We start from the raw sequence: 26,557 nt of genomic DNA, 5'->3' as shown, positions 1-26,557 counted from the left end.
GTTGAATTTAATTAAACTAATACTTAATTTAAGGGAAAGTCCGGTAAATCACTACCCATTTCCTGAAATGCTAATTGTGCTGACAAAGCTATATTGATTGCTTCATACATTTTACAACCTTCAGTTTCTTCCATCAGGATATTGTAAAATGCTCCTAATTCTAATTGTCCCGTTGTTATTGTTTGTATTTTCATAATATTTAATTTAATTATTATAGTATTACTTAATTATTACTTCGCAAATATAAATATAACTATAATTAAATGCGAGTAAAACTATAATTTTTTTAGCATTTATTTAGTGTTAGTATAATTATTGTATCTTTAACGCATAACTATAAAGTAAAAGAATGGAGATTTTACGATTGAAGGACATCTTAAAAAGCAAAGGGATAACTGGCAAGGATTTAGCCGAAAAGGTTGATGTCACACCTGCAAGTATCTCGAATATTGTACAAGGAAACAGCTTTCCAAAGCCTGAACTACTTCTGAAAATATCAGATGTGTTAGACGTGGATGTGAGAGAACTATTTTTTCCCACAAAAGATTTCACCCCACTAAATGGATTTATTGAAATTAATAATGAAGTACATAGAGTGAAATCCCTTGATGATTTAAAAAGAATAATTAACATTATTTCACCAACTAAATGACACCCAAAGAACAAGACGCCTTTTTCAAATCTGACAAATCAGATTGGTATTCTGAAACGGACGATGGAGTCAGAATTTGGAATCAGAATATAGTCAAACATTTTTGGGATATGATTTTGATTCATAAAATTAATAATAACGATTTTAACTTTAATGGATTTGTTTTTCCAACCTTTTCTCGAAGTGAAGAAAACAAGTTGCTTCAAGGTGATAGTCATTATGAAAGGATATTTGGGGCTAATGGATTGGCAATAAAAGAAAAGGTTAATTTTAAGAACTGTCGTTTTCTTGGAAATGCATTCTTTTTAGGCAATTTCTTACCAGCTCAACACTTAAAAGTTCACGACATACATTATCTACAAGACCTCATTTTTGATGGCTGTATATTTGAAAATGAATTCAGGTTATCCGCTGTCAAAATTATGGGTAATCTAAGCTTTAATAATTGTGGCTTTTTGGCTGAATTCTCGTCAATGGTTTCTGTTGTAGTGCAAAAAACAAACTATTCTGAATGTACTTTTCATAACAAGTTTGATTATTTTGCCAATACTCATAAAGGAACGACTGATTTCAGTTCAAATATTTTCATTGGAGATGCTACGTTTGCCAAATGCTTTTATGAAGAAAATTACAATTTAAGTGGAAAGGGGTTCACCTCGACCTCTACTTTTTTTGAAAATACTTATATGAAACGAAGTGTTTTCGCTGCATTAACTTTCGAGGACAAAATTAGAATAAGTGATGAGAACTTCAAAAATTGCTTATTTCAAGGGGTTTACTTTCGAGCAAAGCATAATATACTTGAAGGAATTAAGACTGGTGAAGATGGACTTTTCATATTTCAAGATATTATATTCCCTGTGACTACTGTTTTCAGACAATGTGATTGTAGGAATATAAAATTCACAGACTCTGATATTGTAGATGTAAAATTCTCATCTTGTCAATGGAAAAAGACAGATAGGTTGATTTTAAAGGATGAACCTAAAAACCAAGAAACTAATATTTCACAGATTGAGAGCCTAGAAGAATTGTATCGACAGCTAAAAAAGAATTTTGATAATCATAAAAACTGGGAACTTTCAGGAATGGCATATATAAGTGAAATGGAAATGAGGAAAATTGGACTTTGGAAAGAACGGAAGTTGTTTCAATGGTTTATCTATTGGTTTTATGGCTTCTTTGGCGGTTATACACAAGACATTCGGAAGCCAATGTTGAGTTTGGCGGTTTTGTTTTTGGGTTGCTCAATCGCATATTTCTTCATCGATTTTGACATAATCAACGCAATGGAAAGAGGTGTTGAAGGTTCGCTTCCATACCTAGAAATTAAAGAAGATGAGCCTTTTCCAGATTATTGGCTTTTACTCAAAAATGTTCAATTCATTTTAAGCAGTATTTTTCTTTCGTTCTTCGTACTAGCGTTAAGAAAAATATTTAAGCAATAGTGACAAAGAAAAGAGCCGCAACAATCAAGTGCAGCCCCTTTCACCCTAAACTAATTGAAACACTATAATTTAACCGGTAATGCGATTAATCACTTCGTAGTCAGGAACGAAGTCATTTAATCCTCTTGGCTGTGTGATGATTTGAATTGCTCTTTCAAGACCCGGTTTATCTAATTTGCTGATGATATTCGTATTCAGTGCTTCATTCACGCAAGCTGCTAGTCTTTCAGCCAATCTGTAAACTTCATTTTGCCTTTCAGTCTTGGTAAATAAGCAGCTATCTTTTTCAATCAGTTGTCTGCCTTGTTCAGATACTTGAACTATCCCCTGTTTGATTTCATAAGTGTTATAGTCATAAACTCCCGTGCATTGCGCAAAGACATTTTTAGCAGGTATGAGGTTAATCCCTTGTGCCTCGATATTAAATTCGTCTGAAGCATTCTTGAATTGAAATCCAGTTCTTAAATGGGTCATTATTTCATCGAATCCATTGTCAAGAATCTCGATTTTTTCATCGTCGGTCAGTTGTTTGTTCAAAAGCGTTTCGGCTGCTTTTAAGGCACTGTTCCATTGCTTTGCAAGGGATTCAGCATTTTTGATAGTTGATACAATACGGTCTTCGTATTTGTGCATTAAAATTGGCGTGAATTCTGTTTTTTGTTTTTGCATCTTGTTTTTTTTTAATTGTTGAATTGATTCTTGTTGTCAGTTGTTTAGGTTTTTTTTTAGTTTAGGTCTTTGGGTGGTGGTATTAGTCTTATTGGTGGACATAAGCCCGAAAGGTCAACATCTTTAATAAGTTCGTTCCAGTCAGATAATTTCATCCTGTCAGTGTCGTAAAATCTAGCGTGTGGAGCGACTTCTTTGATATAATCAATAAAAGCCTTATTCCAAATCCTTACTTCTGTTCCATCATCGAACCAAATCCTTGCAGCCGGGGGTTGAGGTATACTGTCAATTAGTTCAAGCATTTCTAATTCTTCCTGTTCTGTCATAGTGTTGTAGATTTTTTACGGAGTTGAATAATTCGTTTTTTCCTTTCTTCAGGTGAAAGGGAAATTAAGTCTTCAAGGCTTGTCACGTTCTCAACTTCAGTCCGGTTCAGTTTCGGGATTACAAAATCTGAAAGCTTTGAAATAATATCAAATGCTTTTGCAGGGTCACTTTCGGCAACCTGTTCAAGCCAGTCACCCATCTTGTCAATGTTGTCTTCAATTAGCTTGTTAAATGCATCCCTGATTAATGGCGTTGCCTTGTTCGGTGTGCCTTTCCTACTCGATTTTTGTCCGGCTTTTGATGCCGATTCTTTTGTAAATGCCATAGTGTTAGATTATGTTAGTTTAACGTGTGACTTTTCCGTCCTTAGAAACCATTCGGCATACAGTACCGTTTATGATTTGCAGTTCCGTACCTTCAGATGTTGTGTATTTGCCTGTGTGATTCTTAATTCCATTGATTAGAACTTCATTTCCTATCCTTATGGGTTCACCTAAGACCTTTTCAGGGAATTCCAAGCTATTACCCGTGCATTTCATTTTGAGTGTCCTCAGTAGCTTTCTTTTTGATTTAGTTTTCATTGGTTTTGGGTTTAAATTTGTGGTTTTAGTCATATTTTTTCATTTTATTCCTGATTGCTTCACTATTGCCTATGGTTGACTTTCTATTCTTGGTATTTCCAAAATGGTTGTTCATTTTTATTAGCCAATTTGAAGCAGCAGAATTCCATTTTTCCATTTTGTTTTTACCAACCATCCAACCATTCGATTCATAATAATTCACGAATTTTTCAGATTCAATTTTTGCCAAGCTTGGCTGAATCTTTTTATTAATCATAAATTCATATACTTCTACTTGTGTAGGTGTGGAAAAACGAATGTTTTTAACCCTCTCTTTTGTTTTTGGTTTATTGTTATTAGTTATTTGTTTATCTATACTATCATTGCTTTCATCTTGCTTTGCCTCGTGCGTTATGATTGCTTTGTCAAGTGCTTTGTCACTTCCTTTGTCATTTTTTGATAGGGCAATGATATTGGCTGAATATTGATTTTTACTTCTTTCAATCATTCTAACAAATCCCCATTCAACAATTTCATTTAATGTTCTGATGTATGTGTTGTATGATTTAATACCTGCGGCTTCCATTACCATTGCAGACGGGAACCCGAATTTTTTCTTCCATCCCAATCTATTAGAGAGTTCAACGGCAAAGAAGAAAACAGCTGTGTGGTTTGGTTTTATCTTTTCAGGGTTCTCGAAACAGAAGTCGAACCAAGACCTTGAAAGTTCATATCCATTCATACAACTATCTTTTGTATTTCAATGATTTGACATCGGAAAGTGAGTTTTGAAAGTCTTCTTCTTCAATAAAAATGCGTCTGCCTATCTTCTTGGCTTTTAAGCGTCCTGAAATTATCCAGTTTCTGATAGTTTGTTCACAAACCGGGCTTGCTTTCGCCAGTTCCTGTATTGAAAAACATTTTGGTGTTTCGCTATGCTTTTTTAATTCAGACAACTTTACATCAATCATTTGTCCAATTGACTGCAATAGTTCTTCAGAAGTAATTCCTTGAATCAAAACTGAATTTCCTGTATCACTAAACATTTGTAGTACGTTTAGCTTCTTGAAGGGCTTTAAGATTTAAAACATCTTCTCGATTGAAGTAATACTTACAAAACGGGGTAGAAGCAGGGATTAGTTTTTTGGTAAGTTGTAGTCTTTCTACATTGGTTCGTGTGCATTTCAAAATTGTGGCAGCTTCTTTTGCTGTTACTAAGTTTTGCATTTTTGAATAAGTTATTTTAGAAATTGCTCGCCTTGAATTAATCGAAGGACTTTTGAAGATGCAACACTGATTAAGATTTACTTGTAATCGTGTGGAAAGAAATGTAAGTAAAATTCAATTACTTATTCAATGAAAAAAAAGATTGTTAATACTTTTATTAGAAATTCAGTCTAATCTATCTTTCTAATCAAAGGAATGCCGATGTTAAAGACCTCGTCTACAGCTTCTTTCTTTTCTTCATCTTCGACCTGATAGTATTGATTTAGTGTCTTAATGTCTTTTTGACCTGTAATCTTCATTATCAATTTGTCGCTTTTTCCTTCTCTTTTCATCATAGTGATAAAAGTTCTGCGGGCAGTATGACTCGAAGTGCGCTCATAGAAAGGCATAGTTTCTCTTATCACTTCTTTTCCTCTTGTAGAAGCCTTCTCAACATTTTGAACATAACCGGCTGCCTTGAAAACCTCTTTGATATATTTATTATGTTTCTGTAAAGATATAATTGGAAGTGAGAAATCATACTTACGAAGTAGATACATCGCTATATCGTTGATGGGAATAGTCCGTTGTTCTTTCTCGGAACCCTTTTCTTCCTTTAAGTGAAGTGTATTTTCTATTATGCTATTCCTCGTTATTAACTTGAGTTCTCCAAACCTCATTCCAGTGACACAAGCAAATACAAAAACATCTCTGATGTGTTCCAGTCGACTCGATTCAAACTGTAGTTGCATTATTGCTTCAATATCATTCTTCTTCAGGGCTATTTGATTAGTAATTACCCTTTCCTTTTTCTTGAACTCTTTGAAGTCTTCATTATAGGTGAATCCATTTTTCAATGACCAATGCATAAAAGTTTTTAAAAGTCCAATGTTTCGTGAATAGGTATTGTTTATATGTCCTTTGAAGTTCATACAATAGTCCGTAAACTCTGAATAAAACTTGCCTGTGATGGCACTGAATGTTAGCTTGTAGTTTCTGTCCTTTTCAAAATCAATAAGGATATTCTTGATATTAGTATATCTTTTTACTGTCGAAGCTGTCCATTCCTGATTCATTATTTTATCAGCCATAAAATCATCGTATGCTTCAAAAAATATGTTCTTTCCGGTTGGAGCCTTCTTGAATACCTCATCAAATGCCTTTTTCAGTATCTGTGATGTGAAGTCCTCACGCATTTCGATACAACGTCCTCGAATTGCCTTGAAGCAGTCTTCGTAGCGATTCAATTGTGTTATTATAACACTTGATTCCACTGCCTTGTTTTTACCTCTTAGTTTTGGGCTTTTATGTGATTGCTCCCAATGCAATGGGCGTATATTTTCACCAGTGGAATAAACAAACTTTTTGCCTTCCTTTTTGAAATAACAGGAAAACAAAATGAGGGTTTCGGTTTTACTTTTTGGGTGCTTTAAATAGAAGGTTGAAGTCATAATTGAATGTTAGTTGACAATGCGGTTGACAATTAGTTTTATACTTATTGGTATTTTCTTGTAGAAACAAAGCTATACGGATTACCGAGGTAGCCAAGTTTTACTAGGTTTTTATGTCAACAAATTATAATACGTATCAAAAGATTCAATACCCTCCGGCTCCACGATCACTCACAACTGCGTTGTGGATGAAAACATAAAAAACCCAACAGGTTTACTTGATTGGGTTTTGTTGTTTTTATACACCAATTTTTTAAAAATTGGCAGTTGTATTTGCAGTACTGAAGCCACTAGGGATCACCAAAGGTAATCTTTCCGGCTCCACGATCACTCACAACTGCGTTGTGGATGAAAACATAAAAAACCCAACAGGTTTACTTGATTGGGTTTTGTTGCTTTTATACACCAATTTTTTAAAAATTGGCAGTTGTATTTGCAGTACTGAAGCCACCAGGGAGCACCCTAGGTTACCCCTCCGGGAGTCGAAGGCCAGCGTGATAAGTACCGCCAAAAAAAAACCTGCAAATCGCAGGTTCCTCATTATCTTTTATATTCTTTAAACATTTACAATATTTAAACTTTTAGCTCGCGTTTTTCCGGCAACAATCCCGAAAGTAACGAAAGACCAATAATTCCGTAGAATACCAAAACCACAGGTTTAGACAAGGGATCTAATAAGTAATGTACTGCCAAAACAGACAAAGCTGTCGCCAATAATACAATCCTGAGGGCATAAAAAATTAACTGTTGCATTATAAATAGATTTAGGCACTCTTAGCATTAGTAACAGGTTCTTCGCCGGCTACATGGTTGTAATGAAATAACATGGAGGTATAAAAACGTGTTTCACTTACTCCTCTTTCCAAACAGCCCTTTAAAGTATCTTCCAGGTTTGTATAAGATATTTTAACAGTCACCACATCGTTCATTCCATATAAATTACCGGCAGTCTGCTTTGTTGTGTTCGAAGTCCATAATGAAATGGTTTGAGTGTCGTAATCAATTTGCACATCGGCTGCGTTGAAAAAAAATTTCAACAATGCCTTCTGAAAACTGTAATAATCCGAATTTGCGTCGGGTCGGGAAGCGCAGCTTTTACTTATCAGCTTGCGCATTTCTTCGTGTAATATTTGATCTTTAATTTTCATGACAATCTCATTTTGTATTAAAGATACGTACAGATTGTCAATCCGGTTTTATTAAAAACTCAGTTTGGCTTCAATTTAACTACATGCAAATCAATGTGTTAAAATTTTTAAGAAGTGAATGGCTATTTTACTACCGGTAAGCCGGCAGCTTGCCATGCGGTGATACCGCCTTGAAGATCATAAACTTGTGTGAACCCCAAATCAACTAATAGTTTGGATGCTCTGGCACTACGGCCTCCACTTTTGCAATACACATAGACGGGCCTTTCTTTCACTAGCGATACTGCATTTTTCTGAAAGTCTTCGTCGGTGATACTATAATTTGTGGCGAAACTTAAATGACCATCATTATACTCTTCAACGGTTCGAACATCCACCAATTGAGACAAGGAATCCAGTCCAATCTTCGCTTCAAATTCTTGAGGAGATAGTATTTTTAATATCACTTGCGATTCTGAAGCAACAGAAGCTTCAGAGGCGATTTCGGAAGTGTCTTTTTCGGTTGTTTCTTTACAGCCTTGAAAGGTGACCAAAAGTATAAGGATATAGGTGATTTTTTTCATTGGCAGCAATTAAACGGTGCGTTCGCCTTCCCATTCCGAAAAGCCCCCTAGTAGATTGAAGGTGTTTTTATATCCCAAAGAATTGAGAATAGCACAGGCTTGAGCGCTTCTACCTCCTGAACGGCAGTAGACATAGTAATTTTTTGAAGTATCCATTTGTTGTGCTTTTTCCATAAAAGCACCGGCATTGTAAATGTCTAAGTGCTTCATATTGGGAATGTGTCCTTCGTTTACTTCCTCTTCGGTGCGTACATCCAGAATTACTGCGTTATCGTCGTTGGAAAGTTGCTCTCTCCATTGGGATTGTGATAAGTCCATTTTAAAATTTTTTGGTAAAAATATGAATTTGCTTCGTTGTTTCTTATAAAAGACCGAAAACACTTTAAAAATGCTTCCGGTCTTTATCGAATACGTACGCTGATGATTTTATTGTTTGACTGAACACCCAATTGCCTTGGTTTCTTTTACCGACACTTCTTTTCCTGCCATTAACTCGCCGATGGCATTTGCCAGAAAACGATCTTTAACAGCATCCGCACTTCTTACATTATCGTCTATGGCTCCAATATATTTTACGATATTCTTGCCTTTTTCTTTTTGCAATAAATAGACATGCGGTGTCTTGGTGGCTCCATATTTTGCATATACAGACTGACTTTCATCGTACAAATACGGAAATGTAAAACCTTTGGCTTTTGCTTTTTGCTGCATTAACTCGAAGGTGTCGTCCGGCTGTACATCCGGATTGTTTGGATTAATTGCAATTACAGGATACCCTTTCGGTTTGAATTCTTTATCTAAGGCGATAATTCTATCTTCACTGGCAACAGCATACGGGCAGGTATTGCAGGTAAAAATAATTATATACCCCTTGGCATCTTTATAGTCTGAAAGTGATACCGTTTTCCCGTCAACATTTTTTAAGGAAAAGTCGGTTGCTTCATCCCCTATTCCGTAACCTTTGATTACATCAGAAGCGGGTGTATTAAAACTACTGAAAATTGCTACTCCTATAAGGGCGAAAAATAATACTATACTAATGGATTTTGTTTTCATAATTATATTTTTATAAAACGTTTTTTAGTTCTTTTTCTAGTTCTTCATACGTAAATGAGCGCTCAAAGAAATGTCTGGTGGCGCTATTGTAAATTAATGTTGCAGGAATCGATCCTTCCCAAGTGGAAGAAACCTTCGGAATCCATGTATTGGCATCTGTATCATCCAATAATACAACCTGTGACTTGATATTGTTTTTCTCAATAAATGGAATCACCTGAGTTTCCAGTTTATCAGGAAAATCAAGACTCACAAAAACAACTTTTACTTTGTCTTTTGCATAATCACTATTTAATTTTTCGAAATACGGCATTTCTTTAATACAGGGCTTACACCAGGTTGCCCAAAAATTTACCACATAGGTAGTGTCATTATCTTTTGAAAGTAAAGGCTGTAACTCATTAAAACTATACATTGGAATCTTCCCTTGCTGTTTTGCAGTTTCCTTTGTGTTGTTTGCGTCAGAAGTCACAGTTTCGGTTGCTGTAGTATCGGAATTGTTATTTCCGCAGAAGGTAAGAAGGCAACACGTTACAATTCCTAAAATATATTTCATTTTCTAAAAATATTCAAATAAATGATATTCGGAAAGTATTTAACACTTCATTGATAGTTAAAAAGGCAGTATTAAAACTGGTCTGAATTAAAATTATGTTAAAAGTGAAAATAGAGAACGTATAATTAGTACATTTGTACATACAATTATTGTAATGACAACTAAAACGATAGACGATACAATTAAGTCCATTCATAAAATGGCAATTAGCACTAAAACAGTGGTAAATCTCATGTATACCTCGCGTATTATTGAAGAAGTAATCACCGGAATGCTAAAGCCGTTTGACTTAACCATGCAACAATACAATGTATTGCGCATTTTAAGGGGTCAAAAAGGAAACCCCGCTAACCTTTCGACCATTCAGGAACGAATGATCGATAGAAGCAGTAATACCACACGTTTGGTAGATAAGCTCATACAAAAAGGTTGGGTGAAGAGACAAGTTTGCGAAAATAACCGCCGTAAAGTTGAAATATTTATTACTTCAGAAGGCTTAGATATTCTGAAAGTATTAGACCCTGTTACCGAACAAAATAATAAACAGATGTTACGAAATCTTTCCGAAGACCAACTGGAAACATTGAATCATCTTTTAGATACATTAAGAACAACATAATTAATATTATCAATTTAAATTAATAACAAAAATGAAAAAAGCAGTAAAATCATTAGTAATAATAGCAGCAGTAGTCGTAAGTACCCCAACGGTGTCCAACGCACAAAGCACTAAAAAAGACGTAAAAGAAAGTTCCATCACGTGGAAAGGAAAGAAAATTCTTGGTTCACATACCGGAACAATCGACCTTAAAGAAGGCCATCTTGAAATGGACGGAACAAAACTAACGGGAGGGATATTTGTGGTAAACATGACTACTATTGTGGATACAGATCTTGAAGGTAGTTCAAAAACCAAGCTGGAAAACCATTTACGCAGTGCCGACTTTTTTGATGTAGAAAATCATCCCACTTCTACCCTTACAATTAAAAATGCCACACTAAATGGCAATACCTATGAAGTGAATGCAGATTTAACCATTAAGGGAATCACCAAACCCGTTGTTTTCGATCTCGAAATGGGAGCCAGTGGCGCCAGAGCAAGTGTAAAAGTGGATCGCACCAAATACGACATCCGATTTGGATCCGGAAATTTTGCGGATAGTTTGGCGGACAATACGATCTCGAATAATTTTGAATTAGATGTCATTCTAAAATTTTAAGCTCTTTCACTTGCTGTTTTAAATATCATTTCTATATTTGAAACGAATTATGAATACAATCAAAATAAATACATGGTGGTGGAATAACTTACGTCAAACGTCGTGAGCTAAAGCACTATAGTATTTAACCAAATACAAAGGCTTGTCAATCACGACAAGCCTTTTTTTATTTTATGAAATACACACTTACAACTTACTCTAAAAAATTATTAGCCGATACGCTTACACCCGTTTCCGTATACCTTCGGTTACGCGATAAATTCCCAAACAGCCTCCTTCTGGAAAGCAGCGATTATCACGCCAACGACAATAGTTTCAGTTACATATGCTGCAACCCCATTGCTTCCATTTCTATAGAAAATGAAATCATTACTCAAAATTTTCCGGATGGGACGACTACCCATATCGAAATTACGCCAACAATAGATGTTTCTTCAATTATCGAACAATTTGCCTCATCTTTTATTTCAGAAAAAAATTCATTTAAATTTATTAATAACGGGCTCTTTGGCTATATGGCCTACGATGCAGTGCGCTACTTTGAAAATATCAACATTGCAAAAAAACCAAATAACTTAGGCTTGCCCGATATATATTATGCAGTCTACCAAAATATCATAGCCATCAATCATTTTAACAATGAAGCCTATATTTTTGCGCATTGTTATACTTCCGAAAATAATATTCCGCAAATTGAACAAATCTTAAAATCTAAGAAGTATTCCGAATATCCCTTCCGTAGAAACAGTACCCGCACTACAAATTTGGAAGATGACGATTTTAAAAAATTAGTGCGTACCTGCAAAGAGCATTGTAAGCGTGGTGATGTATTTCAAATTGTACCAAGCAAGCGATTTTCACAAGGATTTACGGGAGACGAATTTAATGTGTATCGCTCATTGCGAAGCATCAATCCATCCCCCTATTTGTTTTATTTCGACTACGGAAAATTCAAAATATTTGGCAGCTCTCCCGAAGCACAACTGGTGGTTAAGGGAGATCTTGCCGAAATTCATCCTATCGCCGGCACTTTTAAACGTACCGGTAACGACGAACAGGATGCTGCTTTGGCAAAGGAACTTTCGGCCGATGAAAAAGAAAACAGTGAACATGTGATGCTGGTGGATCTGGCGCGAAACGATTTAAGTCGACATGGAAAAAATGTCACTGTAGAAACCTACCGTGAAGTTCAATTTTTTTCGCATGTAATTCACCTGGTAAGCAAGGTAACTGCCAAAAAAAATCCTAAAACGCCTACCATGCAAATAGTGGCCGACACCTTCCCTGCAGGAACCTTAAGCGGTGCTCCAAAACACAATGCCATGCAATTGCTGGAAAAATACGAAAACAGAAGTCGGGAATTTTATGGCGGAGCTATTGGTTTTATGGATTTTACCGGGAATTTTAATCATGCAATCATCATTCGTTCCTTTGTAAGCAAAGATCATCAGTTGCATTACCAGGCCGGTGCCGGGATCGTGTCGGGCAGCGATGAAACAAAAGAATTGGAAGAGGTTTATAATAAATTAGGTGCCTTAACAAAGGCGCTGGAACTCGCAGAACAATTATAGTATGAAAATAGTAGTGATTGATAATTACGACAGTTTTGTGTACAATCTGGTACACTACCTTGAAGAGCTGGACTGTGAGGTTACCGTGCTTCGAAACGACAGGTTTTCTTTAGAGGAATTAGCCGCATACGATAAAATTTTACTATCCCCGGGTCCGGGAATCCCCGATGAAGCAGGATTGCTTAAAAAGGTAATTGAGCAATACGCAGCTTCTAAAAGCATATTGGGGGTGTGTTTGGGGCAACAGGCCATTGGTGAAGTTTTTGGCGGAAGTCTTGAAAACCTTAGTGAGGTATTTCACGGTGTGGCTACAAAAGCAACCATCCTGGTAAACGACGAGCCTCTTTTTAAAGACTTGGAAAATGAAATTGAAATAGGTCGCTATCATTCATGGGTGGTTTCCCGAACTAATTTTCCCGATGTTTTGGAAATCACTTCGGTGGATGCTAACGGACAAATTATGTCGCTTCGACATACGATATACGATGTCCGCGGGGTACAATTTCACCCCGAAAGTGTACTTACGCCAAAAGGGAAACAAATTATAAAAAACTGGATCGAAAGCTAAATGAAACATATTTTAAACAGACTCATTAATCAGGAGCAACTTTCAAAAGAAGAGGCACGACATGTACTTGTTGCTATTTCTGAAGGTAAATACAATCAGAGTCAGATTGCCGCCTTTCTTACTGTCTATATGATGCGCAGTGTTTCTTTGGAGGAATTGGCCGGATTTAGAGATGCCATGCTGGATTTGTGTGTCGCAGTCGATGTAAGGGACTACAATACCATCGATTTATGTGGAACGGGAGGCGATGGTAAAAATACGTTCAATATTTCTACCTTAGCTTCCTTTGTAACCGCCGGAGCAGGTGTGCAAGTTACCAAACACGGTAATTACGGCGTATCTTCAGTAAGTGGTAGTAGTAATGTGATGGAATCCCTCGGAATAAAATTCAGCAACGACAAAGACTTTTTAAAGCGTTGTCTGGACGAAGCCGGAATCTGTGTTTTACATGCTCCTCTATTCCATCCTGCCATGAAAAATGTAGCACCCATACGGCTTGAGTTGGGAGTAAAAACCTTTTTCAACATGCTGGGACCTATGGTGAATCCCGCTTTTCCTAAAAATCAATTGGTAGGTGTGTTCGATCTCGAATTGGCAAGAATGTACGGCTATCTATATCAAAATAGCGAGAAAAATTACGCCGTCGTACACGCTATGGACGGATATGACGAGATTTCTTTGACAGGCGCTGCCAAAGTAATTTCAAAAGCTTCAGAAACAATAGTACATCCCAAGGATTTTGGTGTATCTCAAATTAATCAATCGGAAATTTACGGTGGGGAAACTGTAAAAGATTCCGCAGCCATATTTATGAATATCCTGGAAGGAAAGGGTGCCGAAGCACAAAACAATGTGGTCTGTGCCAATGCCGGCCTGGCAATTTCGGTGGCAACAGGATGTAGTATAACTAACGGTTTCGAAAAAGCCTCGCAATCACTCATGTCCGGTGAGGCACTTCAATCATTGCAAAAATTGCAGCAATTAAGTCAAAACATATGACAATCCTCGACAAAATAATAGCTTACAAACACAAGGAAGTTGCGGCAAGAAAAAAGGCCTTTCCTATCGCAACTTTGGAGCATTCTACACTATTTCGCAGAGAGACAACTTCACTGGCCGAAGCGATAAAGAATTCATCCACAGGCATCATTGCCGAACATAAAAGACGTTCTCCCAGCAAATCGGTTATCAACGAGCATGTTTTTATAGACGAAGTTGCAAAAGGATACGAAGACGCGGGTGTTTGCGGCATTTCGGTGTTAACAGATACCAACTTTTTTGGAGGCTCCTTGGACGATTTTCTGGTTGCTCGTTCAGTTGTGAAGTTACCTTTATTGCGGAAAGAATTTATAATCGATCCCTACCAAATTTACGAAGCCAAAGCCTACGGGGCCGACGCTATTCTATTGATCGCTGCTGTGTTAGATCCTCATCAACTAAATACATTTTCCACATTGGCAAAAAATCTCCAACTCGATGTTTTATTGGAAGTTCACAATGTAGAAGAGCTCGAAAAATCCATTTTACCTACTGTAGATATGATAGGTGTTAATAACCGAAATCTAAAAACGTTCGAAGTCTCTTTGGAAAGAAGTAAAGAACTTTCGACGCTCATTCCGTCAAATTTTGTAAAAATTTCTGAATCCGGTATCAGTGCTCCCGAAGCAATCCACGCTCTAAGACAACACGGGTACCAGGGTTTTCTTATGGGTGAAAATTTTATGAAGCATGCCAATCCGGAGCAAAGCGCGGGAGAATTTATCAAATCATTACAATGAGATCTTTACAACTGAAAATATGCGGAATGAAATACAACACAGCCGAAGTTGCCCAACTTCGGCCCGATTATCTCGGTTTTATATTTTACGATAAAAGTCCGCGTAATTTTAGCGAGGCCTCTATTGAAGTCCCTTCCGGAATAAAAAAAGTAGGTGTTTTTGTAAACGCTTCGGTGGAAACAATTTCAAAAAAAATAACATCTCATTCGCTGGATGTACTTCAGCTTCACGGTGATGAATCAGCTGAGTTCTGCAAAAAATTGAAACAGATGTTTGAAATGAATGATTTTTCGGTTGCAATCTGGAAGGTATTCGGAATTAAAGATTCTTTTAATTTCAATCAATTAAAACCCTATGAAACTGTCGTCGATGCCTATCTTTTCGATACCGAAGGCAAGGAAAAAGGAGGCAACGGAATTGTATTCAACTGGGAAATACTAAAGGACTATCCTTCTAAAAAACCCTTTATCCTTAGCGGAGGAATTAGTTTGGAAGAAATCGAAGCTGTAAAAACCTTATATAAAACAAAGCTTCCGTTATTTGCGATCGATGTAAACAGTAAATTCGAAACCGCTCCGGGGAAAAAAGATATCCCCAAACTTAAAAAGCTACTAAAACTCCTAGATTTAAATAACGTTAAAGGAACCATGAATAAATACAACGTAGACGAAAAAGGATATTATGGCGAATTCGGTGGTGCGTACATTCCCGAAATGCTCTATCCCAATGTAGAAGAGTTGCGCCAAAACTATCTTTCTGTAATGCACGAACCTTCCTTTCAAAAGGAATTTGATGCCTTGTTGAAAGAATACGTAGGTAGACCCACTCCGCTCTACTTTGCCAAACGATTTTCAGAAAAATACAACACCAAAGTTTATCTTAAAAGAGAAGACCTGTGCCATACCGGAGCTCATAAGGTGAACAATACCATAGGACAAATCCTAATGGCAAAACGTCTAAACAAAACCAGGATTATTGCCGAAACCGGTGCCGGACAACACGGGGTAGCGACGGCTACAGTTTGCGCACTTATGGGACTGGAATGTATTGTGTATATGGGCGAAATAGATATTAAACGCCAGGCACCCAATGTGGCACGTATGAAGATGTTGGGTGCAACCGTAATTCCTGCGGTTAGCGGCAGTAAAACATTAAAAGACGCTACTAATGAAGCTATTAGAGACTGGATTAACAATCCTATCAACACCCACTATATTATTGGAAGTGTCGTAGGCCCCCATCCCTATCCCGATATGGTGGCCAGATTTCAATCTGTTATTTCCAAAGAAATTAAACAACAGCTCATTGAAAAAGAAGGGAATTCCAATCCCAACTACGTAGTGGCCTGTGTGGGTGGCGGCAGTAATGCTGCAGGCGCGTTTTACGAATATCTGGACATTCCCGAGGTGAAACTTATAGCCGTTGAAGCAGCCGGGAAAGGAATACATAGTGGCGAAAGTGCCGCGACCTCTGTTTTGGGAAAGATGGGAATTATACATGGGAGTAAGACCTTGTTGATGCAAACTCCCGACGGACAAATAACCGAGCCCTATTCCATTTCGGCGGGGTTGGATTATCCGGGTGTAGGGCCCATGCACGCACATTTATATACCAGTGGCAGAGGTGAATTTATCTCGGTAACAGATAATGATGCTATGCAGGCGGGGCTCGAACTTTGTAAACTGGAGGGTATCATTCCTGCCATCGAAAGTAGTCATGCACTGGCCATTTTCGAAACCAAAAAGTTTAAACCGGACGACATTGTCGTAGTAAACCTAAGCGGTCGGGGTGATAAAGACCTGAATACATATATAGATTATTTTAATTTAAAATAGGGCGCTCCCCCGTCCTCGACGGGGGCCGGGCTTTCGGTACTACGCGATAGTTTACCTCAATCCCTCGCCCGAACGCTCGCCTGAACATTTTCGGGCAGGTGCTGTTCGTTACGGGCGGGCCTAACGCAACCACAAATCATGAAAAGAATACAAGAGAAGCTTTCAGAAAACAAAAAACTACTGTCCATCTATTTTACAGCGGGCTATCCTGCATTGACCGATACGGTTGCAATCCTTCAGGAATTGGAAAATTGTGGTGTCGATATGGTTGAAATAGGATTACCTTTTAGCGATCCACTTGCAGACGGCCCAACGATTCAGGCCTCTTCAACAAAAGCTCTGAAAAATGGAATGACTACCCAATTACTCTTTGAACAACTCAAAGACATCCGAAAAACGGTTAGTGTACCATTAATCATCATGGGCTACTTCAATCCTGTATTGCAATACGGAGTGGACGCTTTTTGTGAAAAATGCAATGAAATTGGGATAGACGGTTTAATTCTTCCGGATTTACCCTTAGCTGATTATAAGGAACACTACCAAGCTGTGTTCGAAAAATACGATCTCAGTATTATTTTCCTAATTACGCCTCAAACTTCCGAAGCTAGAATCAGGGAAATCGACAAAGCTTCAAATACCTTTATATATATGGTGAGCAGTGCAAGTACCACGGGAGCCAAACAAGGCTTTCAACCCGAGCAAACTGCGTATTTTAAACGTATCGCCTCTTATAAGCTTATAAATCCACAAATTGTTGGCTTTGGTATTGGAAACGCCGAAACGTATACAGCAGCAACCCAATTTACCAGAGGCGCTATTATAGGCAGCGCATTTATAAAGATGCTCACTGAAGCCGGTGTTACGGGAATTTCAAAATTTGTTAACAGTATTCGCTAGGTTTAACCAAGGTTTAGCATGTTCTTAATACTTTTTATGATTTAGGATAGGTACATTGTCCTAAACAATTAAAAGATATTATCATGGAACGAAAATTTGAAAGAAAGACCGAACAGAAAAACCCCACCAATCCAACGGGAAATATAAATCAGAAGACCAATAAATTCGATATCAACGAAAAAACCATTAAAAAACAACAGAACAAAAAATAATGGGAAAGGGAGATAAAAAAACCAAAAGAGGAAAAATTGTCTTGGGTACTTTTGGTAAACTTCGCCCGAGAAGAGGAAAATTTAAGATTAGACCTAATGCCTTAAAAGGAAAACAGGCTAACGAATAGAACACCAAATAGTTTATAATTAAAAACCCCCTTCACAATCGTGAAGGGGGTTTTTGGTTTTGGTTGGTTAACTATCTGTAAAGGCTTACTCTTTTATGAGTCGTTTTACAACACTAGCCTGATCACTTGATATTTGAACCATATATACTCCCGATGCCAATCTCGAAATATCAATAACCTTCTCTCCCTGCATGGTTTGCAAGTCGATAGTCATTACTAATTTTCCATTGATATCGTAAATCGCAGCTTTGTCAAGAGCGATCGTAGAGTTATTTGCAATAGTTACCTGACTCTGTGCAGGGTTAGGATACATAACAATAGCAACATCTAAGTTGTTATCGTCAACTCCAAGTATGGTTTCTACAGTCAAGGTAAAGACACAAGTAGATTCATTTCCATACTCATCCTCTGCCGTGATAGTCACAGGATATACTCCGTCGGGTAACAAGGTACCTGCCGGAGGACTTTGTGATAAAATCACCACAGGATCGGTACAGTTGTCGGTAGCCGAAGCTTCTCCCGTTCCAAAGTAATCCGGTACTTCATAGAACAAGTTACCTGCTCCCGGATCTACCGTTTGGTCTGCAGGACATACTAATTCCGGTGCTAACAGATCTACTACTGTAATGATCGATTGACAAGAGGCAATGTTACCACTGGCATCACTTGCAAATACAGTCGCTGTAACAGGAGTTCCTATATCGGCACAAGTAACCTCGGTTACATCTACTGCCAATACCGTAATACCACAAGCATCATAAGAGAGTGGTCCCGGTGGAATTAACTCCACAAAGAAAGCATCTCCATCTGAATTGGTAAGGGTAAGTATCCAGTTGGCTTGCGCAAACTGTCCTTCAAATCCCGGAAGGAAGTTAGAAATTACCGTTTCAGTGTTTCCGAAGATATTATCATCGGTCTGTGAACGGAATCCAAATACATCTCCCGGAGCTACTGCTACGGCACCTGTACCACTCTGATTTCCTTGTCCCGGATCGGTAAGTTGGGTATACACACCATTCAACAAGTATCCGAAGCCGTCAAAGCCAGGATCTGGGTCGTTAGAAGTGTAATCCCAATCAAAAGATACATTAGCTGCCTCGGTAATTGGAACGGTAAAGTCTGTGAATCCTTCGATACCCGATTGATTATCACTTCCTATTACCATAACTCCATACAATCCTTCAGTTTCAGCCAACAAGTCGGCAGGATCTACCTCAGCAGTTCCATCAGGACCTAATTCGATAGTGACATCCCAACATACTAAAATTGGTGAAGTTACATCGGTTACATTTACAGTTGCAGTACAGAAGGCAGTGTTACCACTGTCATCGGTTACCATTACTTCAACCATATTCTCACCTAGGTGTGAACAATCGAAGTCGATAGTAGTACTTGCAGCCTCTCCAACAGAATAGTGAAGCTCACCGTTAAAGACACGAGGGTTAAATATAGGTGTAGTAAACGGAACATTCGAAGCCGATCCTAACGCAAGAGACATGTCTGCATTAGAGAAGTTTTGGTTTGTACCATCACCATTTGTATAATAATGTCCGTGAGTTCCGTCAAGTGCTAAAGCCATAGCATATGTTGTATTCGCATTTAATACAACAGGAGCAGCTAGAACCATATTAGTAGGATTATTTACACCTGCACCAGTTCCTGAAGCTGTAGCAACAGGAGCGCCCCAAGGCGCTGGATTTCCTTCATTTCCAACATAAGTACCAACAAAGGCATAAATATCCATCGTAACAGCACCTGGGTCGGCGGTGTTTATATCAATCTCTTCAAGATTGAGATCTTCCGGACCAACTGTCACGTCGAAATAAATAGCACCCCCTGGGGAACCATTATTATTCGTAGCAAATAAAGAAGCCAACGATCCGTTCATAGGCGGTACTCCTACGGTAGTTACTGTATAACCACAAGCTTCATCAACTGTAAGAATTAAATCGGCCATGTTTACGGTAACGTTACCGTTAGCATCTAAAACAGCCTCGTATGGCGGAGACACAATTGGATCGAAATCATAGATTAAACTCCAACTATTAATCGTTCCCGTATCTCCACCAGCGGTGTCCTCAACACTCAAGATCCAAGTACCTGCAGTATCTTCACCGTCGAAAGCAGATAGCGCATTCGATGGAATATAATCAGCTAATGGGAATGCATCCGGACTACCACCATTACAAACCAATGGATTTGAAGACTCATCATCATAAGTGTCTATAATATTATCACCTGAACATCCATCACTACCTCCATCAAAAATCAAGACTTGTGTTCCTGCAGGTGACTCCAAGGTAATTTGAAGATCGCCAACCCATGTGTGGGAAATATCCAAAGCGACATTAAGGTCGGTGATAGTAAAGCTATCGCCAACAACAATAGACGTAGAAACGGTTGTATTATCAAGAATAGCTGTTCCCGGAGAATCACTCACAGTATTTGGTCCAACTACCTGCTCTCCAATACAAACAATCACAGGAGCTGTGTTATCTTCAACCGTAACGGTTGCAGAACATGAAGAAGAATTTCCTTCAGCATCGGTAACTGTAAGGTTTACAGTGTTTGCACCTGTATCACTACAATCAAATGTATCTACATCCAAGCTATAGGTAACAATGCCGCAGTTGTCTGTAGAACCGTTATCAATATCACCGGGTGCAATTGTTACTGTACCTGTTACAGGATCAACTTCAACTGTGATATCCTGACAAACGGCTACGGGAGCCTCCATATCGGTTACTGTAATGGTAAACGAACAAGTAGAGGTATTGCCATCACTATCGGTGGCAGAGAACTCAACGGTGGAAACTCCTGTTGGGAACATACTTCCACTAGGTAATCCCGATGTTTGTGTTGTTGGAATGGGTCCGTCTTCCGGATCCAAAGCAATAGCATCAGAGAAGTTAACTACTGCATTACACTGACCGGGGTCTGTATCAACTGAAATATCACCGGGACAAACAATCACAGGTGGATCACCTAAGTTTGGATTAAAAGTGATACAGTAACTGTTTAATTGTCCAAAATCACCTCCTGCATCATCATTAATTTCTATTGTCCAATTTCCGGTAATAGATTGACCTGCAAATACAGTATTTAGATTGACACCGGGGCCGTCTCCGGCAGCAACAGGGAAGGTATTTCCACCACCCTCAGCACGGTAATTTGCCAAAGGAGCGCCACCATCCCAGCCAGTCACATTGTTTGCAGAGTTATCTCTAAAGACAAGATCTGCAGCTGTATCGAGTCCCGAAAGACTTCCATTATCGGTAGTTAAAGCTACTCGAGTTCCGGCAGGAGAAACAAGAACGATCTCAAGATCATCTGCCCATGTATGATTTATATTAAGGGTAACATTGTCTAATGTATATTCTCCAGGGTTGGATCCAATAACACCAGCGTCTGCCACAACAGCAACAGATGGAGTCATAAGTCCGGAAGAACTACCCGGTGCACCAGCAGGAATTGGCTCGGGTGCATTACCACATTCGGTGATTGGTGGTGGCGGTGGTGCTACGCTGGAGACAGTAACCTTAAAGAATGCTGTCTCTTGTGCGAGTGCATCACTTGCTCCAACATGGACGCCCGCAAAAACGGTATCGATGTTAAGTGTAAGATCAGCCACGTCGCCTGGCTCAAAAGCAGTACCTGTGTTCATAAAGTTGGCTACAAAAACCGCATTAAACTCTGTGATACCAAGGTAGTATTCACCATCGGCGAGAGCGATTGAGATTTCGCTCCACAAGTTCAACGCCGAACCATCATCGTCGGCAGCCAGAAGTGTTCCAGCAGCATCCCAAAGACCCAACTCAGTGTCAGTATTACCTGCTGAGGGTGCGGTATTGAAGGAGTTATCGGTATTAAAGACATAAGTACCCGAAGGACCAATGACTCCAAGATCAATGAACGATGCGGGTTGTGCAAACGCTAAACCGCACGTCATCATCATAATAAAAAATAACGTAATTTTTCTCATAAATTGATAATTTAAATTAATCTGATTTGTTAAAACTATGTGAAGATACTACAATATTTATTTTCTTAAAATTATTTTTCAATGTATTTGTACTCAATTATATCGTCTTTAAAATTTTTCTAATTTACCGCTGCTACCGGAAGTATTTTATTATAATTAAAAACCCCCTTCACGAATGTGAAGGGGGTTTTGGTTTTGGTTGGTTAACTATCTGTAAAGGCTTACTCTTTTATGAGTCGTTTTACAACACTAGCCTGATCACTTGATATTTGAACCATATATACTCCCGATGCCAATCTTGAAATATCAATAACCTTCTCTCCTTGCATGGTTTGCAAGTCGATAGTCATTACTAATTTTCCATTGATATCGTAAATCGCAGCTTTGTCAAGAGCGATCGTAGAGTTATTTGCAATAGTCACTTGACTCTGTGCAGGGTTTGGATACATAACAATAGCAACATCTAAGTTGTTATCGTCAACTCCAAGTATGGTTTCTACAGTCAAAGTAAAGACACAAGTAGATTCATTTCCATACTCATCCTCTGCCGTGATAGTCACAGGATATACTCCGTCGGGTAACAAGGTACCTGCCGGAGGACTTTGTGATAAAATCACCACAGGATCGGTACAGTTGTCGGTAGCCGAAGCTTCTCCCGTTCCAAAGTAATCCGGTACTTCATAGAACAAGTTACCTGCTCCCGGATCTACAGTTTGGTCTGCAGGACATACTAATTCCGGTGCCAACAGATCTACTACTGTAATGATCGATTGACAAGAAGCAATGTTACCACTGGCATCACTTGCAAATACAGTCGCTGTAACCGGTGTTCCTATATCGGCACAAGTAACCTCGGTTACATCTACGGCCAAGACAGTAATACCACAAGCATCATAAGAGAGTGGTCCCGGTGGAATTACTTCCACAAAGAAGGCATCTCCGTCTGAATTGGTAAGGGTAAGTGTCCAGTTAGCAGGATCAAACTGTCCTGTAAATCCTGGAACGAAGTTAGAAATTACCGTTTCATTGTTTCCGAAGATATTATCATCGGTCTGTGAACGGAATCCAAATACATCTCCAGGAGCCACTGCTACTGCAGCAGAACCACTCTGGTTACCTAATCCCGGATCGGTAAGCATGGTATACACACCATTTAACAAGTATCCGAAGCTATCAAAGCCGGGAGCATCGTTCAAGGTGTAATCCCAATCAAAGGTAATATTTGCTGCCTCTGAAACAGGAACGGTAAAGTCGGTAAAGCCTTCGGTACCCGAAGAGTTATCACTTCCTATTACCATGATGTCATATACGCCTTCGGTAACAGCCAACAAGTCGGCAGGATCTACCTCAGCAGTTCCATCAGGACCTAATTCGATAGTGACATCCCAACATACTAAAATTGGTGAAGTTACATCGGTTACATTTACAGTTGCAGTACAGAAGGCAGTGTTACCACTGTCATCGGTTACCATTACTTCAACCATATTCTCACCTAGGTGTGAACAATCGAAGTCGATAGTAGTACTTGCAGCCTCTCCAACAGAATAGTGAATCTCACCATTGAAAATACGTGGTGTAAACGGTGAGCCGTCAAATGGAGCATTCGAAGCCGATCCTAACGAAAGCGCAAGGTCTGCATTAGAATAACTGGTTTGACCGGGAGAAGGATCTGATCCTGTTCCTGAATAGTCATGTCCGTGTGAAGCGTCCATCACCAATGCCATACCATAGGTGGTACCGGAAGCCATTACAATAGGAGTATCAAGGTTTGCACTAGATGCAACATTGAGTCCGTTGGCAGTTCCAGTACCTGTAGCTGAAAGCGTCCAAGCACCCGGATTACCTGTATTTCCAACGTAGGTACCTACCAAGGTATATACTTGTACGCTAAAAGCACCAAATTCTGCAGTGTTTAGGTCAATATCAGTAACGTTGATATCTTCCGGTCCAACTGTTACATCAAAGTAAACAGCACCTCCAAAAGAACCTCCGTTGTTGGCATCGTATAGTGTAGCTAAGGAACCACTCGCAGGTGGAACACCTACGGTAGTTACTGTATAACCACAAGCTTCATCAACTGTAAGAATTAAATCGGCCATGTTTACGGTAACCATACCATTGGCATCTAAAACAGCCTCGTATGGCGGAGACACAATTGGATCGAAATCATAGATTAAACTCCAACTATTAATCGTTCCCGTATCTCCACCAGCGGTGTCCTCAACACTCAAGATCCAAGTACCTGCAGTATCTTCACCGTCGAAAGCAGATAGCGCATTCGATGGAATATAATCAGCCAATGGGAATGCATCCGGACTACCACCATTACAAACCAATGGATTTGAAGACTCATCATCATAAGTGTCTATAATATTATCACCTGAACATCCATCACTACCTCCATCAAAAATCAAGACTTGTGTTCCTGCAGGTGACTCCAAGGTAATTTGAAGATCGCCAACCCATGTGTGGGAAATATCCAAAGCGACATTAAGGTCGGTGATAGTAAAGCTATCGCCAACAACAATAGACGTAGAAACGGTTGTATTATCAAGAATAGCTGTTCCCGGAGAATCACTCACAGTATTTGGTCCAACTACCTGCTCTCCAATACAAACAATCACAGGAGCTGTGTTATCTTCAACCGTAACGGTTGCAGAACATGAAGAAGAATTTCCTTCAGCATCGGTAACTGTAAGGTTTACAGTGTTTGCACCTGTATCACTACAATCAAATGTATCTACATCCAAGCTATAGGTAACAATGCCGCAGTTGTCTGTAGAACCGTTATCAATATCACCGGGTGCAATTGTTACTGTACCTGTTACAGGATCAACTTCAACTGTGATATCCTGACAAACGGCTACGGGAGCCTCCATATCGGTTACTGTAATGGTAAACGAACAAGTAGAGGTATTGCCATCACTATCGGTGGCAGAGAACTCAACGGTGGAAACTCCTGTTGGGAACATACTTCCACTAGGTAATCCCGATGTTTGTGTTGTTGGAATGGGTCCGTCTTCCGGATCCAAAGCAATAGCATCAGAGAAGTTAACTACTGCATTACACTGACCGGGGTCTGTATCAACTGAAATATCACCGGGACAAACAATCACAGGTGGATCACCTAAGTTTGGATTAAAAGTGATACAGTAACTGTTTAATTGTCCAAAATCACCTCCTGCATCATCATTAATTTCTATTGTCCAATTTCCGGTAATAGATTGACCTGCAAATACAGTATTTAGATTGACACCGGGGCCGTCTCCGGCAGCAACAGGGAAGGTATTTCCACCACCCTCAGCACGGTAATTTGCCAAAGGAGCGCCACCATCCCAGCCAGTCACATTGTTTGCAGAGTTATCTCTAAAGACAAGATCTGCAGCTGTATCGAGTCCCGAAAGACTTCCATTATCGGTAGTTAAAGCTACTCGAGTTCCGGCAGGAGAAACAAGAACGATCTCAAGATCATCTGCCCATGTATGATTTATATTAAGGGTAACATTGTCTAATGTATATTCTCCAGGGTTGGATCCAATAACACCAGCGTCTGCCACAACAGCAACAGATGGAGTCATAAGTCCGGAAGAACTACCCGGTGCACCAGCAGGAATTGGCTCGGGTGCATTACCACATTCGGTGATAGGAGAAGGAGCTGCACTTTCGAAAGTAGCACTATAACCGGCATCTAAGCCCGGAAAACCAACAACATCAAATCGTGTTGGTGGCGTAATTCCACAATTCGGAGCGTCTATCCACGTATGTGTACCGGTGGCCGGATTCCCATCACAAGAAGCCGGAGTGTGTACTATTCTTCCAGTGGCTACAAGTATTTCAACCCACATGGTAGCACATGAAGCATCAATAGTAGGGGGTGTAGTAAAGGCTAAACTTACGCAACTTCCATCATTTGCTGCGTTCACAGGAAATGTTTCAGAATGAAAAGGCGCTGCACTTCCGGAGTATGGTGGAGGATTAGCACCCGGAGGTCCACAGAATAGGTTTACAGTAACATTTCCCGGTCCTGTACTCTGTGTATCCTGAACATATTCAATAGAGAGCACGTTCACCATGCCGGTCACACCAGACACGTCTATACCTTGAATAATGCTATTCGGACCTGCACTACAGGCCAACGCAGACCCGGATCCCGGTGTAGTACAGGGATCACACCATGGTCCATCAATACTAAACGGTGCCATTCTGGTTCCGTTAATTTCCCCAATTACAGGGGTAATAAAAGTTTTTGTGACTTTGCTACCCTTTTTGGAAGCACTGCTTACCGTTTTGGAGGCACTACGATCGGTTGGCGTCGCAGTAGTGCTTAAAGTTTGTCCGACCGCAATGGGAATGGACAACAAGAGACATAAAAATGTCAATAAAGTAAATTTTCTCATAATATTAATTTGTTTATAGTTAGTATTTACAAACCTAAAGTTAAAGAAAAGTCGAATAGGATGATTCATAAATTAGATTAAAGTGTTGTAATTCAGTTAAACTGCACAGCACATTTCAAATAATACGTGTTACTACGTACGAAAAAGCTTAAAAATGGCCAAGTTGTGATTTTGGTTTAAAGGAACTTTCTATTCATACAAAGCTTATAATAAATTATCGGCCCGGTTCACAACTTTTGAATGCCTGAAATTAATTGGACCTTCTCAACAATGAGTGAAAAATTAACTAAAACAAAAACCCCTTCACGTCGTGAAGGGGTTTTAAATTTG

The 26,557-nt window shown here is 39.1% G+C and carries 28 protein-coding genes and 1 pseudogene; 13 read left to right on the top strand and 16 right to left on the bottom strand.

The window, feature by feature from the left end; all coding sequences use genetic code 11:
* Positions 1-23: 23 nt before the first annotated feature.
* Positions 24-194, bottom strand: a complete 171-nt coding sequence (locus tag ATE92_RS14020; RefSeq protein ID WP_157809592.1) for a hypothetical protein — start codon at positions 192-194, stop codon at positions 24-26.
* 155 nt (positions 195-349) lie between these two features.
* On the opposite strand from ATE92_RS14020, the gene ATE92_RS08650 reads away from it, so the two are divergent.
* Together ATE92_RS08650 and ATE92_RS08645 are read left to right on the top strand one after the other, a co-directional pair.
* The gene (locus ATE92_RS08650; protein ID WP_100803327.1) at positions 350-652 is read left to right on the top strand and encodes a helix-turn-helix domain-containing protein; all 303 of its coding nucleotides are present in this window, start codon (positions 350-352) and stop codon (positions 650-652) included.
* Positions 649-2,100 carry a hypothetical protein gene (locus ATE92_RS08645; RefSeq protein WP_100803326.1) on the top strand — a complete coding sequence of 484 codons (1,452 nt, stop codon included), beginning with the start codon at positions 649-651 and terminating at the stop codon, positions 2,098-2,100. Before ATE92_RS08650 ends, ATE92_RS08645 begins: the two co-directional genes overlap by 4 nt.
* 69 nt (positions 2,101-2,169) lie before the next feature.
* Here the strand turns inward: ATE92_RS08645 and ATE92_RS08640 are convergent, their stop codons facing one another.
* From ATE92_RS08640 to ATE92_RS08575, 13 genes are all read right to left on the bottom strand, one after another.
* Positions 2,170-2,769 carry a hypothetical protein gene (locus ATE92_RS08640; protein ID WP_100803325.1) on the bottom strand — a complete coding sequence of 200 codons (600 nt, stop codon included), beginning with the start codon at positions 2,767-2,769 and terminating at the stop codon, positions 2,170-2,172.
* Positions 2,770-2,825: 56 nt separating this feature from the next.
* Positions 2,826-3,095: a hypothetical protein gene (locus ATE92_RS08635; RefSeq protein WP_100803324.1), complete on the bottom strand. Its 270-nt coding sequence runs from the start codon at positions 3,093-3,095 to the stop codon at positions 2,826-2,828.
* Positions 3,092-3,421, bottom strand: a complete 330-nt coding sequence (locus ATE92_RS08630) for a hypothetical protein (protein ID WP_100803323.1) — start codon at positions 3,419-3,421, stop codon at positions 3,092-3,094. The genes ATE92_RS08635 and ATE92_RS08630 overlap by 4 nt, the downstream gene beginning before the upstream one ends.
* A gap of 19 nt (positions 3,422-3,440) precedes the next feature.
* Complete coding sequence (locus ATE92_RS08625; protein WP_100803322.1) at positions 3,441-3,677, bottom strand: hypothetical protein; 237 nt, start codon at positions 3,675-3,677, stop codon at positions 3,441-3,443.
* A gap of 25 nt (positions 3,678-3,702) precedes the next feature.
* A complete protein-coding gene (locus ATE92_RS08620) occupies positions 3,703-4,398 on the bottom strand; it encodes a hypothetical protein (protein WP_100803321.1) in 696 nt (231 codons plus the stop codon).
* A gap of 4 nt (positions 4,399-4,402) precedes the next feature.
* Complete coding sequence (locus ATE92_RS08615) at positions 4,403-4,702, bottom strand: helix-turn-helix domain-containing protein (protein ID WP_100803320.1); 300 nt, start codon at positions 4,700-4,702, stop codon at positions 4,403-4,405.
* 351 nt (positions 4,703-5,053) lie between these two features.
* The gene (locus ATE92_RS08605; protein WP_100803318.1) at positions 5,054-6,313 is read right to left on the bottom strand and encodes a tyrosine-type recombinase/integrase; all 1,260 of its coding nucleotides are present in this window, start codon (positions 6,311-6,313) and stop codon (positions 5,054-5,056) included.
* Between the two features lie 573 nt (positions 6,314-6,886).
* Positions 6,887-7,066: a hypothetical protein gene (locus ATE92_RS08600; RefSeq protein WP_100803317.1), complete on the bottom strand. Its 180-nt coding sequence runs from the start codon at positions 7,064-7,066 to the stop codon at positions 6,887-6,889.
* An 11-nt stretch (positions 7,067-7,077) separates the two neighbouring features.
* A complete protein-coding gene (locus ATE92_RS08595; RefSeq protein ID WP_100803316.1) occupies positions 7,078-7,461 on the bottom strand; it encodes a hypothetical protein in 384 nt (127 codons plus the stop codon).
* Positions 7,462-7,583: 122 nt separating this feature from the next.
* Positions 7,584-8,024 carry a rhodanese-like domain-containing protein gene (locus tag ATE92_RS08590; RefSeq protein ID WP_100803315.1) on the bottom strand — a complete coding sequence of 147 codons (441 nt, stop codon included), beginning with the start codon at positions 8,022-8,024 and terminating at the stop codon, positions 7,584-7,586.
* A gap of 9 nt (positions 8,025-8,033) precedes the next feature.
* Complete coding sequence (locus tag ATE92_RS08585; protein ID WP_100803314.1) at positions 8,034-8,342, bottom strand: rhodanese-like domain-containing protein; 309 nt, start codon at positions 8,340-8,342, stop codon at positions 8,034-8,036.
* A gap of 108 nt (positions 8,343-8,450) precedes the next feature.
* Positions 8,451-9,080, bottom strand: coding sequence for a thioredoxin family protein (locus ATE92_RS08580; RefSeq protein WP_100803313.1), 630 nt, complete (start codon positions 9,078-9,080; stop codon positions 8,451-8,453).
* 10 nt (positions 9,081-9,090) lie between these two features.
* Positions 9,091-9,636: a TlpA disulfide reductase family protein gene (locus tag ATE92_RS08575; protein WP_100803312.1), complete on the bottom strand. Its 546-nt coding sequence runs from the start codon at positions 9,634-9,636 to the stop codon at positions 9,091-9,093.
* Positions 9,637-9,790: 154 nt separating this feature from the next.
* Here ATE92_RS08575 and ATE92_RS08570 point away from each other — a divergent pair, with 154 nt between their 5' ends.
* From ATE92_RS08570 to ATE92_RS08530, 11 genes and pseudogenes are all read left to right on the top strand, one after another.
* Positions 9,791-10,255 (top strand): MarR family winged helix-turn-helix transcriptional regulator, encoded by a 465-nt coding sequence (locus ATE92_RS08570; RefSeq protein ID WP_100803311.1) that lies wholly within the window; start codon positions 9,791-9,793, stop codon positions 10,253-10,255.
* A gap of 31 nt (positions 10,256-10,286) precedes the next feature.
* On the top strand, positions 10,287-10,856 hold the full coding sequence (locus ATE92_RS08565) for a YceI family protein (protein WP_100803310.1): 570 nt from the start codon (positions 10,287-10,289) through the stop codon (positions 10,854-10,856).
* A gap of 173 nt (positions 10,857-11,029) precedes the next feature.
* Positions 11,030-12,427, top strand: coding sequence for an anthranilate synthase component I family protein (locus ATE92_RS08560; RefSeq protein ID WP_100803309.1), 1,398 nt, complete (start codon positions 11,030-11,032; stop codon positions 12,425-12,427).
* A 1-nt stretch (position 12,428) separates the two neighbouring features.
* Complete coding sequence (locus ATE92_RS08555; RefSeq protein WP_100803308.1) at positions 12,429-12,995, top strand: aminodeoxychorismate/anthranilate synthase component II; 567 nt, start codon at positions 12,429-12,431, stop codon at positions 12,993-12,995.
* Complete coding sequence (trpD, locus tag ATE92_RS08550) at positions 12,996-13,994, top strand: anthranilate phosphoribosyltransferase (protein WP_100803307.1); 999 nt, start codon at positions 12,996-12,998, stop codon at positions 13,992-13,994.
* Complete coding sequence (gene trpC / locus ATE92_RS08545) at positions 13,991-14,773, top strand: indole-3-glycerol phosphate synthase TrpC (protein ID WP_100803306.1); 783 nt, start codon at positions 13,991-13,993, stop codon at positions 14,771-14,773. Before trpD ends, trpC begins: the two co-directional genes overlap by 4 nt.
* Positions 14,770-15,378 (top strand): annotated as a pseudogene (locus ATE92_RS14265) (phosphoribosylanthranilate isomerase); the annotation flags it as partial. The gene trpC and the pseudogene ATE92_RS14265, both read left to right, overlap by 4 nt.
* A gap of 42 nt (positions 15,379-15,420) precedes the next feature.
* Positions 15,421-16,608: a tryptophan synthase subunit beta gene (trpB, locus tag ATE92_RS08540; protein ID WP_369819734.1), complete on the top strand. Its 1,188-nt coding sequence runs from the start codon at positions 15,421-15,423 to the stop codon at positions 16,606-16,608.
* A gap of 138 nt (positions 16,609-16,746) precedes the next feature.
* Complete coding sequence (gene trpA, locus ATE92_RS08535; RefSeq protein ID WP_100803304.1) at positions 16,747-17,508, top strand: tryptophan synthase subunit alpha; 762 nt, start codon at positions 16,747-16,749, stop codon at positions 17,506-17,508.
* Between the two features lie 83 nt (positions 17,509-17,591).
* Positions 17,592-17,720, top strand: a complete 129-nt coding sequence (locus ATE92_RS14220) for a hypothetical protein (protein WP_255396941.1) — start codon at positions 17,592-17,594, stop codon at positions 17,718-17,720.
* Positions 17,720-17,848 (top strand): 30S ribosomal protein THX, encoded by a 129-nt coding sequence (locus tag ATE92_RS08530; protein WP_100803303.1) that lies wholly within the window; start codon positions 17,720-17,722, stop codon positions 17,846-17,848. The genes ATE92_RS14220 and ATE92_RS08530 overlap by 1 nt, the downstream gene beginning before the upstream one ends.
* An 85-nt stretch (positions 17,849-17,933) precedes the next feature.
* Here ATE92_RS08530 and ATE92_RS08525 read toward each other — a convergent pair whose 3' ends face one another.
* Together ATE92_RS08525 and ATE92_RS08520 are read right to left on the bottom strand one after the other, a co-directional pair.
* The gene (locus tag ATE92_RS08525) at positions 17,934-21,830 is read right to left on the bottom strand and encodes a proprotein convertase P-domain-containing protein (protein ID WP_100803302.1); all 3,897 of its coding nucleotides are present in this window, start codon (positions 21,828-21,830) and stop codon (positions 17,934-17,936) included.
* A gap of 221 nt (positions 21,831-22,051) precedes the next feature.
* A complete protein-coding gene (locus tag ATE92_RS08520; protein WP_198515610.1) occupies positions 22,052-26,227 on the bottom strand; it encodes a proprotein convertase P-domain-containing protein in 4,176 nt (1,391 codons plus the stop codon).
* Between the last annotated feature and the right edge of the window lie 330 nt (positions 26,228-26,557).

The organism is Ulvibacter sp. MAR_2010_11 (assembly GCF_002813135.1).
In the GTDB taxonomy this organism is placed as follows: Bacteria; Bacteroidota; Bacteroidia; order Flavobacteriales; family Flavobacteriaceae; genus Altibacter.
Note: the sequence above shows the minus strand (reverse complement) of the source record. Positions and strands in the feature narration are given on the sequence as shown.